General features: G+C 65.0%; 4 protein-coding genes, 1 tRNA gene, 1 other RNA gene and 2 pseudogenes. 5 read left to right on the forward strand and 3 right to left on the reverse strand.

The features are described from left to right. The first annotated feature begins 251 nt into the window (after positions 1–251). Positions 252–893 carry a hypothetical protein gene (locus PSET11_RS16970; protein ID WP_238989201.1) on the forward strand — a complete coding sequence of 214 codons (642 nt, stop codon included), beginning with the start codon at positions 252–254 and terminating at the stop codon, positions 891–893. A gap of 47 nt (positions 894–940) precedes the next feature. Here PSET11_RS16970 and PSET11_RS16975 read toward each other — a convergent pair. After that, positions 941–1,327, reverse strand: a pseudogene (locus PSET11_RS16975) (M23 family metallopeptidase); the annotation flags it as partial. A gap of 492 nt (positions 1,328–1,819) precedes the next feature. Between PSET11_RS16975 and PSET11_RS16075 the strand changes: the two are divergent. Beyond that, positions 1,820–2,752, forward strand: a complete 933-nt coding sequence (locus PSET11_RS16075) for an oxygenase MpaB family protein (RefSeq protein WP_124093338.1) — start codon at positions 1,820–1,822, stop codon at positions 2,750–2,752. Between the two features lie 61 nt (positions 2,753–2,813). On the opposite strand, the gene PSET11_RS16080 is transcribed toward PSET11_RS16075, so the two are convergent. Continuing rightward, positions 2,814–2,898, reverse strand: a tRNA-Ser gene (locus PSET11_RS16080). Between the two features lie 362 nt (positions 2,899–3,260). Here PSET11_RS16080 and ffs point away from each other — a divergent pair. The 3 genes from ffs (at position 3,261) to recR (ending at position 7,648) form a co-directional block, all read left to right on the forward strand. After that, an RNA gene (gene ffs / locus PSET11_RS16085) (signal recognition particle sRNA small type) lies at positions 3,261–3,357 on the forward strand. Between the two features lie 51 nt (positions 3,358–3,408). After that, positions 3,409–6,996, forward strand: a complete 3,588-nt coding sequence (locus tag PSET11_RS16090; protein ID WP_124093339.1) for a DNA polymerase III subunit gamma and tau — start codon at positions 3,409–3,411, stop codon at positions 6,994–6,996. 52 nt (positions 6,997–7,048) lie between these two features. After that, positions 7,049–7,648: a recombination mediator RecR gene (gene recR / locus PSET11_RS16095; protein ID WP_124093340.1), complete on the forward strand. Its 600-nt coding sequence runs from the start codon at positions 7,049–7,051 to the stop codon at positions 7,646–7,648. Between the two features lie 6 nt (positions 7,649–7,654). Here the strand turns inward: recR and PSET11_RS16765 are convergent. After that, positions 7,655–8,044, reverse strand: a pseudogene (locus PSET11_RS16765) (hypothetical protein); the annotation flags it as partial.

Below are 8,044 nucleotides of genomic sequence, written 5' to 3' on the forward strand. Positions count from 1 at the left end.
CTCGGCACAGCCTCAAGTGTTGCGGCCATATCGGGCTCCTCCCCGCCAGGCTCACCGCCCGGCGTGTCGAGCCGGATACACCGTTATTTACACAGTCCCGTCGTTGAGGGTGAGGGAAATGGGGTAAAGATCGGCCATGGGGGTGGTCCTTCCAAAGTTGGTGTTACCAGGAGTTCGGTGCCAACTCTAAAAGGTACTGGTGGGATCTGTGGGTTTCCTGAGCCCGGCGGCCCCGCGCCTCGGACTACTTGGTGATGTTGGTGGGCTTTGCCGGCGTTGCAGGTGTCATTGGGGCAGCGGGAATACTCGGTTTGGGCGCGGGCGCTGGTGCGGTCGTCGCTGCAGGTTTAGGCGTCGGGGCTGCTGAGGACGTAATTGACGACGGCGTCGGGACAGGTGCTGCCGGCGGTTTCGTGGGGGTAGGTGTGGGCGCAGCGGTTGTGGGCGAAGGCGACGCCGACGTCGTGGGCGAAGGCGACGGTGTTGACGAGGTAACCGACGGCGACGGACTCGGCGTCGGTGTCGGCGTAACAACCGGCTTGGTCGGCGTCGGCGTAGGCGACGGCGTCGTAGGGGTTGGCGACGGACTCGGAGTCGGCGTGACGACCGGCTTAGTCGGCGACGGAGCCGGCGTCGTAGGGGTTGGCGTAGGCGGGACGACCGGCGTCGTCGGTGTGGGCGACGGAACCGAAGCAGTGGGTGCCGGGACCGGTGTGGTGGGGGCCGGCGTCGTGGGTCTTGGGCTGACGGGAGTGGGTGTCTCTGAGGCGTGCCCGGGGATGGTCCAGATGATTCCTGCCGAACTGCCGGGCGCGAAACTTTGCGCGGTGGCGGCGACGTCGCCGGCCAAGGGTTTCAGCGGCTCGAGCGTCCAGTTCAGTGGGTTGGTGTAGTTACCCGAGAGGATGGTCTCAAAGTGCAGGTGGCAGCCCGTGGACCAGCCGGTGGTGCCCACCTGGGCGATCGGCTGCCCCATCTGGACGGCGTCGCCAATGCGAACGCCGATGGATTGCAGGTGGTTGTAGGTGGTGATCAGCCCGTCGCCATGGTCGATCTCCACCCGGTTGCCGCCGCCCCAGGGGTGCCAGCCGGCGGCGCGGACAACCCCGCGGTCGGCGGCGTAAACGGTGGTTCCGCAGGGCGCGGAGAAATCTTGGCCGAGGTGGAAATCGGCGCTTGAGCCAGTGATGGGGCTTACCCGGTAGCCATAGGGTGAGCTCGGGCTCAAGGTTGCCAGCGGGGCCATCAACGTGCCGGTGACGGCCCGGGCGCCATTTACTGCACTGAGGATTCCGCCGATCGCCCCGGGCCCAACACCGGCAGGCATGGCCGATGCCAGGCCCGCGCCACCAATGGCAGAGCGGGAAAAGGGGAGGACCACTGTGGGATCCGAAACGATGATGGGTGCCAGGACACCTGCGGCCACCGTCCCGGAAGCGGCGGCGCCAGTACCGGACTGCGCACCGAAGGTCGTGTCGGGAAGCTGACTGCCGGTTGTGGAGCTGTCGACGACGGCAATGGCGCCGATGGCCCGTGCATCGGGGGCGCCTACTGCCGATTGACTCAAGGTGCAGACGGATAGAGCGAAGATTCCGGAAAGCGCTACCACCCGGCTGGCCACGACGATGAAGCTAGTGCCTTTTGCGCCGCGAACGGCTCCGCAATGCTTGCCCAAAGTGATCGACTCCAGCTGGCCCCCATCCGCAGTTTTGCGGCTTATCCCATGGGACCATAGGACCGGCCTGCAGGGAACCCTGTTTGGCGCGTCTGCGGTATATCTGTGGAAATGCGCCGGCGAAGTGTGCCTGACAATGGAGGTATGCGGAATTTCCTGAGGGAATGGCGGGAAGAGATACGGCAGACGTTTTCCGGTCCGGGCAGCGGCCCACCGGAGTGGACGTTGCGTCTGGCCGACGGCGATGATCCCGGCTACCACCTGCCCGGGTCCGCGGTCTGGGCCGTTCACGGATCGATGACACCGATTGTGGGCGGCATCCGAACCCTCCTGATGCAGTCGTTGCACCCGGGAGCGCTGGCCGGCGTCAACGAGCACTCCAATTTTCAGGCGGATCCCCTGGGGCGGCTCGCGCGCACCATCCGGTGGATTTTCACCGTTACGTACGGCTCACAGGCCGCCGCCGATGAAGCGTCGCGTCGGGTCCGTCGGCTGCACGAACCTGTGGAGGGCGAGTATCAGGGGAACGACGGCGGCGCGCGCCATTACAGTGCCAACGATCCGGCACTCGCTGCTTGGATCCATCTCGCGTTTACCGACGGTTTTCTGGCCAGCCACAAGATTTGGGGCAAGGCCATCCCCGGCGGTCCCGACGCCTATATTGGTGAGTGGTCCCAGGCCGGAGGGCTGATGGGGGTCACGGCGCCAGCAACATCCGAGGCCGAGATGCGGCGCGAACTTCAGGCCTGGCATGAAAGTGGTGAACTTCGCGTTGACGAGCGCGTCCAGGAGACCATCAAATTCATCCGGAATCCGCCCTTGCATCCCATGCTCCGGCCTGGCTACCGGGTCCTTTTTGCGGGCGCGGTCTACAGCCTGGAGCCGCAATACCGGCAGATGATGGGCCTCACTGTTCCACGGCTGGGCCCATTTCCACTGCCGGTGCGGCTGGCCACCCGAGTTGTTCTCGGCGTCGTACACCTGTCTTTGGGGCGCCGCGGACCAAGCGAAATCGCCGCCCGGCAGCGGCTGGAACGCCTGGGTATCCGGGACTTCGGGGCCCGCAGCGATTCGTGACGGCAACGCAAAACACCCCGGTCCGAAGACCGGGGTGTTTTCTGTCCGAAGACAAATTGCGCGGAGAATGGGGGATTTGAACCCCCGAGGGCGTGAACCCAACACGCGTTCCAGGCGTGCGCCATAGGCCGCTAGGCGAATTCTCCAGCTGCTTCTGAAACAAAAGCAGGTATTAGATTACCTGAATTTGTCCGCATCGCCCAATTGAGGCTTGGCGCCCCGCTGGTGTGGCCGTTTGGCGGTGCCAGCACCGGTGCGTCGCCGCTGAAATGGGCGCCCCCAACGCGCCCATTTCCGGGGAGGTACACCGTTGAGCCGCCGGGCCCGGCCCCACACCCCAGGCCGCGCAGCTCACAACCTTGAGATTGCCCCAATCGGCATACCTAACCATGATCCGCGTCGGCTGGTGGATTGGCAACGACAAAGCCGAATTCTGGCATCAGAGCGGTGCGATCAGTCGCCGGCACCCGTCGATTCGAGTCGGGCCAGATGTTCGGGTAAAGTTACTGACGGCCCCTCATGTGGCGTCATCCTGTTGAACTCCCCCAGGACCGGAAGGTAGCAAGGGTAAATGGGCTCTGGCGGGTGCATGGGGGGTCTTTACTTTTCCCCCACAGGACGGCAGCTTGTCAGTCCGGATTGGTAGGGTTTCCACTGTGACAGTTACTACCGCCCTCTACCGCAGATACCGCCCCGATTCGTTTGCGGACGTTATTGGGCAGGAACACGTCACCGAGCCGCTGATGACAGCACTGCGGAAAAACCGCGTCAATCACGCCTACCTCTTTTCCGGCCCTCGAGGGTGTGGCAAAACCACCTCCGCCCGCATTCTGGCGCGCTGCCTCAACTGTGCAGCGGGCCCCACCGACACTCCCTGTGGCGTCTGCCCCAGCTGCATCGAGCTGGCCCGCGGCGGGTCAGGGTCACTGGATGTCATCGAGATCGACGCCGCCAGCCACGGTGGCGTGGATGATGCCCGCGACCTTCGCGAGCGCGCCACCTACGCCCCGGTCCGTGATCGCTACAAAATCTTCATCATCGACGAAGCCCACATGGTCACGTCCGCTGGCTTCAATGCGCTGCTCAAGATCGTCGAGGAGCCACCGGAACACATCAAGTTCATCTTTGCCACCACTGAGCCGGACAAGGTGATCGGCACCATCCGGTCCCGCACGCACCACTACCCCTTCCGACTCGTTCCGCCCGAGCCGCTGATGGCCTACCTTGAACTGTTGTGCCAGCAGGAGAACGTTCCCGTTGCCCCCGGCGTGCTGTCACTGGTCATTCGTGCTGGTGGCGGATCGGTCCGCGATTCCCTGTCCGTCCTTGACCAGCTGATGGCAGGCGCCGGTCCCACGGGCCTGGACTACGAGTTGGCCGTGGCGCTGCTCGGCTACACACACGCATCGCTGTTGGACGACGTCGTCGAAGCCGTTGCTGCCTCCGACTCGGCCACAGTTTTCCGCGCCGTTGACCGTGTCATCCAGACCGGGCACGATCCCCGGCGGTTCGTGGAAGACCTACTCGAGCGATTCCGCGACCTCATCATCGTCCAGGCCATGCCCGAGAGTGCGCAGACCATCCTGCGTGGGGTGCCGTCAGACCAGATCGCCCGCCTGCAGAACCAAGCGCACAACCTCGGCGCCTCCGAGTTGTCGCGCGCGGCAGATGTCACCAACACTGCGCTCACCGAGATGACCGGCGCCACCTCGCCCCGGCTGCACCTCGAGCTGCTGTGCGCCCGGATCCTGCTTCCCAGTTCAGAACAGACCGAGCGCGGTATGGCCGCCCGGATCGACAGGGTGGAGCGCCGGCTCAATTACAGCGGGAACGACGTCGGGGCTCCCGCCACTGCTGCGGGCGCTGGCGGCACTGGCACCGCTACTTCTGGCACCACAGCAGGTCCTGACAGCACCACCTCGGGCGCCGCATCAGGTCCTGGCAGCACGACATCTGGCAGCACTGCGGGCCCGGGCGCACCGGCGCACACCCCTTCCGCGCCGGCAGGCTCCTCCCCCGTCCCGCAGTCCTCCCCGTCCACACCCTCTGACCAGGCGCCGGCCCCTGCTGCAGAAACCATGACTCCTCCAGTGCAGAGCGCTGCGTCCACAGCAGACGCTATGCCCACGCCGGCATCGAATCAGTCCAGTCGCGAACCGCTCACAGCGCCGCGGGTTACCACTGGCGACTGGCCCCACGGCGAAGTGGATGCCCGCGAAAGCACGCAGAAAACCTCAACTCGCCCTGCCGAACAACGTCCCACGATCCCGCAACAGCACGCCGCCACCTCACAAGAGCGGGCCGCGTCAGGGCAACCTACCGCGTCACAACAGCGGCCTGAGCCAACACAGCCCACGCCAGCGCAGCATCATACAGCCCCGACAACGGAACAGGCTGCCAAGCAGGCTGTTTCAGCGATGCCGTCAAACGACCAAGGCGCTTCCACACCTCGAGCCGCAACAGCTCATTCTGCAGGTGGCGATGTCGAGGTATTGCGTCGGGCCTGGCCAGACGTGCTGCAAGCGCTGTCCAAAATCAAGCGCAGCACGTGGGCCCTCGTCGAACCGAACTCCCAGGTCAGCAACTTCGATGGCACTGTCCTCACGCTTGCGTTTTCCACTCCAGGGTTGGCAGGCGCGTTCGGCAGGGCCGACCATGCTGAAAACCTGCGTCAAGCCATCCACAAAACGATTGGTATCGACTGCCAAATCACCGCGACAGCAGGTGGCGGCAACGCCAAGGCGAGCTCTGAACCAGACCCAAAAGCACCCGCCGCTAAGGCACCGCCAGCCTCGTCCGCCGATGTAGCTTGGGGACTCGCGCCAGCATCGGCCGCACCCACAAATGCGTCTGAACCTGTACCTCAGCACTCGGGGCCCTCTGACGAAAAAGCGGTAGCGCCCGCGCCTCCCGCCACGGCGTCAGCACCGGCAGTAGCCGCCGATACGTCTCAGCAAGCGGGTGTAGCGGACGACAATGTCGCAGCGGCCACGTCCACGTCAACAGCTCCCCCTTCCGCAACGGAGCAAACCGCGGAGGGTGCTGCCGCCTCGGCCCCTGCCGCCGCAGCCGGACACGTTCAGAATGAAGCCTCGCCGCAGCAAGCGGGCGTCGCCGACGCCAATGTAGCTACGCCCACGTCCAGTGCTACGACTCCCCCACTCGCTACGGTGCCAGCGGCGGAGCATGTTGACGCACCCGCACCCGCGCCCGCGCCCGCACCCGCACCCGCACCCGCACCCGCACCCGCACCCGCACCCGAGAAGCATGCTGCCGCGAGTGACCAAGCAGATACCGCCAATGCGCGTGTCACCGAGGATGCGAGTACAAACCTGGCTGCGCCATCGGTCGTTGCCTTGGCTGGCGACTATTCGTACTCGGACGACGACTGGGGCCAGCCGCGCGATGAGGACGCTCCCCCGCTTGAAGAAGAGCCGCCCATGGACTGGACTCCCCCAGCCCGGTCAGCGGGAACTAGAACCGCGTCCCCAGCCTCTGCAGGGACCCCTTCAGCGGAAAAAGCGGTGCACGACTCGGCCTCCAGCACCTCCGCCCCCGCAGCGACGCCGCACGATCCCTGGACACACGCCGTCGAGCAGGCGCCGGGCGTCTGGGTTATCGGCAACACCAGCAACGTAGGGGCCGCACCGAGCACTGAGCCGGACGAGTCGCCAGCGCCAGCAGCGCACACCGCGCACTACGAACCCGCAACGGCCCAACTGCCGCCGTCGATTCCGGCGAGCCAGCCAGGCGACTCAAGTGGTCCCGACTGGGAGACCACTGGCAGCGTCTCCGGACTGGTCGCAACGTCTGCAGGAGCAAGCAATTCCCCAGCGCAGCGAGAATCTGCATCATCTGATGCGAAGCCAGCAGGGCGTGCCACGCCGTCCAGCACGGTACAGAAGTCCCAGGAATCGCCTAGGGAGGAGCGGGAGCCAGCGTATGCGATGGCAACTACCGCCCCTGCCTCGCCGGTGAGTAGTCCAGCACCCCAAACTGCGGCCCAGGCCAAACAAAGCCTGTACCAACGGCTCTCCAACAGCCCAGAAGCCGAGGCCGGTCGAGCCAAAGCACCGGCCCGGATGCCCGTGGCAGCGGCCTACGTGCAGGACGTGCCCAGCGCCGATGATGAAACCATCGAGGAGTCAGGCGTTTTTGGTCGCGCAGCTGTGGAAAGAATCCTGGGTGGCAAACTCATCGAGGAGCGCTCCGCGGACGGCAGTCCACTGGCGCCCCGCTACTGACCGCAGCCAAGTACAGCTGGCCCCGATCCACCCAAAAAGTTAGAAGGAAAACGTGTACGAAGGTGCAGTCCAGGAGCTGATCGACGAGCTTGGACGCCTTCCTGGTGTGGGCCCCAAGTCGGCACAACGGCTGGCATTCCATATTCTTGAAGCAGATCCGCAGGACATGGCCCGGTTGGTTGAGGCCATCACCACCGTCAAGGAACGGGTCAAGTTCTGCACGGTTTGCGGCAACGTCACCGAGCAGGAGCTCTGCAACATCTGCCGCGACCCTCGCCGTGATCCGGCGATCATCTGCGTGGTTGAGGAGTCCAAGGATGTCCTCGCGGTAGAGCGCACCCGGTCCTTCCGCGGCCGCTACCACGTACTGGGCGGCGCCATCAATCCCATTGCTGGCGTGGGACCGGAACAGCTGAGGATCCGCGAGCTCCTGACCCGCCTCAACGATGGCGCCATCCAGGAAGTAATCCTGGCTACCGATCCCAACCTGGAGGGCGAGGCAACTGCTACCTACTTGGCGCGGATGCTCAAGACCATCGGCATCACCGTAACCAGGCTTGCCTCCGGGCTGCCGGTGGGCGGCGACCTTGAGTACGCCGATGAGGTGACCCTGGGCAGGGCGTTTGAGGGTCGGCGTAACGCGCTGACTTAGGCTGGCTCACTGGCTTAGGTGCACTGCCTTGGCTGGCTCGGCGGTGTTTTTGCGTGGCCGTGATGGTGCTGGTCCGTGGTTCTGGCCTGGTGGGTGTGGGGACTCGGTGGCGTTAGGGCGTGTGGGCACACCCTGCTGGTGCTGATGATTGTGTGTGGTTTTGGGTGGTGTTCCCGGGGGTGGGGGCGCCGTGGAGGTGTAGGTGTGTCCGGTGGGTGTGGTGATGTGGAGTTGATGCCTGACGGGGTCGTTGGTACCAGTCCAGGTGGGGTTGGTGCCGGGTTCGTTGGTGCCGGTGTTGGTGGTGGTTTTCCAGCCGGGTTGTTCTTTGGTGTAGTTGCAGGCTTCGCAGAGTCCTGCGGTGTTGGTGGCGGTGGTGGTCCCGCCGAGGTGCCA

Source organism: Arthrobacter ulcerisalmonis, assembly GCF_900609065.1.
GTDB lineage: Bacteria > Actinomycetota > Actinomycetes > Actinomycetales > Micrococcaceae > Arthrobacter > Arthrobacter ulcerisalmonis.

Bases quoted from the DNA above. Each gene is read 5' to 3' on its own strand.
- PSET11_RS16075 (WP_124093338.1), top strand. From the start codon at position 1,820: ATGCGGAATTTCCTGAGGGAATGGCGGGAAGAGATACGGCAGACGTTT.